The following is a 2,948-nucleotide window of genomic DNA, read 5'->3' on the forward strand; positions in this document are numbered from 1 at the left end:
TCAACCAGCGCAGCGCTTGTACGTCAGATCCGACGGGTACTCGCCCGGAACCACTCCCACATAACTCAACAAGCCGCCCAACCCGCAACTCCGGCAGATCTGACGCGGGCTCAGACAACTTGCTGTGAGGAGCCAGAGGCAACCGATACTGTGATGCCAGTCACCCTAGGAGGAATGGCCATGGCTTCACGCCGTAGAGCGTTGTGTGTTGGGATCGATGAGTACCCGGCCCCTGACCGACTTGATCTCTGCGTGGCAGATGCGACCGAAGTGGCCGACTATCTAGGGCAGCCGGAGTACGGGTTCGAAGTGGATCTTCTGATCAACCATGAAGCCACGCGGAAGAATATTCGCAGAGCGCTCGCCTCTGCAATCCAGGAAGATCTAGACTTCTTCATCTTCTACTTTTCTGGGCATGGGATTGTAACGGACCTCGATGCTTACTTGGTGACGGTTGACCATCAACCGCTCGAAGAAGGAATTGAGCTCTCCGACTTGGCGAGATTCATTGATCGAATCTCCGACAAAACTCGGAATTGCCTCACCGTACTGGACTGCTGCCATTCTGGGTCTGGGCAATTCGGCAAGCCTGGCCAGACTCTTACGCCTGAGCAAATTGAAAAAGGAATCCCCGCCAGAACAGAGTCGCGGACGCTGCTTGCAGCTTGTCGGCCGGAGCAGGTTGCCATTGAAGATAGTAAGTATGGCCATGGCCTCTTTACGTACGCGCTACTCCAGGCGCTTTCTGGCGATGCGGCAGACCCTGCCGGCGACGTAACAGTCGGAGGAATTTCGGAGTTCATTAACCGGAGCTTGGAAGAGATCGGCGCCGAACAAATTACGGTCACCAAGGGCGATTCGGCAGGGCGCGTTGTTCTCGCCACGGGGTTTCCGCCAATTTCTAGGGACAGTCTTCCTGGGAGCGACAGGCGGAGGATAATTTCCCAGGGGAAGCAGTTCCTGGAAGATTACACATCGCAGATTCCTAGCCATCCGGACGATTGGAGAGCCTTTGGTCACCGCATGGCCTCGCAGATGCTTGCTCCAACTCTTCGCTGGTTTGAGCGCACTAGAAAGGAGCACCGTGAGCTGAGGGTGGATACCGAGTTCAATCGGATTTACACGGCTGCCACCAATCGTGCCAAGCAGCTGGCAGAGATTGACCTCGGGACTCAAGTGGAACCGGGTACGGTGGTGCGACGAATCGGCGGGGGTGGATTCGGGACGGTCTACGAAATTGAATGCGAAAATGGGGAGCGATTGGCATACAAGGTGTACCATCCCACTGAATATGGGGACCTTGAAAAGAAGAATCTATTCTCAAGAGGTTATCGGGCCATGGAGCAGCTCGACCATCCGAGAGTGATTAAAGTAAAGGGATACACCGAGGCCCCCGTCGGCTTTTTCATGCAGTATGTAGATGGGCCGAACTTCCGAGATATTCCGAATATTATCGAGGATTCTGCAGAGATTCTTCGATTCCTACTGCTCACCGCTGAAACAATTGCCCATGCGCACAGCAGGACGGTAATTCATCGCGATATCAAGCCAGAAAATATCTTGGCTCTTTATCGTGAGGATGATGGAACCTGGCTTCCCTATCTTGCAGACTTTGACCTGGCCTGGTTTGGTCAGGCAACTCAAGTAACAAAGCAAGCATGGGGAAACCTCTCATATGCGGCACCCGAACAGATGTCAAATCCCAAGTCGGCAGCTGCCCACAGCGCCCTGGTCGACGTATACGCTTTCTCGCAGCTTGCATTCTATGCCGTCACGGGAAGTGACCCCGTTCCACTAGGGAACGCGGATAACAGTAAGCTGCTCAGGGAAAAGCTTTCAAGTTGGCCAGTCGGTGCGGCTGCCCAGTCTTTTCTGCAGTGGTATACAAAGTGCAGCGTTTCGAACCCCTCCGAGCGCTATCAGAATTTTAGGCAGGCAATGGATGTGCTTGCGTCAATTGAATCCCAGATTCGCCACTCGGCAGGCTCTTCGGTGACTTTTCGGGGCGCCCTGAACGAGGTCGCCTTCTCCCTCTCGGGCTTTGGCGCCGCTGGCGCCATCAGTGCAATGGGAACATCATTCGCAAGCACATCTGGCCGAACCAGTATTACCCTGAAGGCGGAAAATAGCCGAGTTTCAAACGGTTTGGAAACCTTCGACTTGGTGGCGCGCTTGTCCCTAGATCGCATCACAATCGAAGGGAATAAGTCAAATGATTCCAAGCGCGGGATCTTGAACAGTAGAATTGATGACGTGATTGGCCAAATTTCTGGAGTGCGAAGGAAGCCAGGAACTCAGGGAACCTTCGAGACTTTCATCACCGTCGTCGATGTGGTTGCCGGAAGGCCGGGAATCGAGAGGTCCAGGTATGCTCTAAGTCGGGTCATTGAAGCAATTGAACGATAAAATCTAGTTTGGTTTCCCTGGCGGTCGCCAAGGTGTGGTCCATGTTTGAAAAACACCTTGGCGCCATCGCCTGAAGAAATCGGCAGAAATTCGGCTTGAACTTGAATAATCAAGCTAACCTGGGCGCTGTCCGCCGGTGTTGACGTTGTGCATTGGCTACGCCAGTAGCAGGTTGGCGTGCAAGCGCGCTCCGCAACCTGCCCTGTCACCCCTAAGCTCTTGGCGTTCTAGCCGGTATGGGCCAGGTGGGGAGACGGGGACGAGTGGACAACATAACTCAGGTAGTGACAATCGCGGCGGTACTTCTCGGAGCGCTGACGACCTACGTCACAAACCATCTGATGGAACGAAGCAGGAACCGGGCGACGCTCCGGGTTCGGTGGGATGAGAAGAAACTCGATGCTTACGCCGAGTACATCGGCCGTGTCCGAGCGTCCATCCACGCTTCCGTACTCCTATTTGAGGTGCGCGAGGACCTCCGGTCCATGCCTCGCGGCGAACACGATCTGACCATGGACCTCACGGACGCCGGCGGTGCCCAG

1 protein-coding gene and 1 pseudogene are annotated in these 2,948 nt (G+C 54.9%); both read left to right on the top strand.

Annotated elements, in window-relative coordinates; genetic code table 11:
* Window positions 1-180: 180 nt before the first annotated feature.
* The gene (locus ACFUK0_RS39975) at window positions 181-2,406 is read left to right on the top strand and encodes a caspase family protein (protein WP_380258979.1); all 2,226 of its coding nucleotides are present in this window, start codon (window positions 181-183) and stop codon (window positions 2,404-2,406) included.
* Between the two features lie 263 nt (window positions 2,407-2,669).
* Window positions 2,670-2,948: pseudogene (locus tag ACFUK0_RS39980) on the top strand (hypothetical protein); the annotation flags it as partial.

Origin of the sequence: Kitasatospora sp. NPDC057223 (assembly GCF_042669755.1) — a bacterium.
In the GTDB taxonomy this organism is placed as follows: domain Bacteria; phylum Actinomycetota; class Actinomycetes; order Streptomycetales; family Streptomycetaceae; genus Kitasatospora.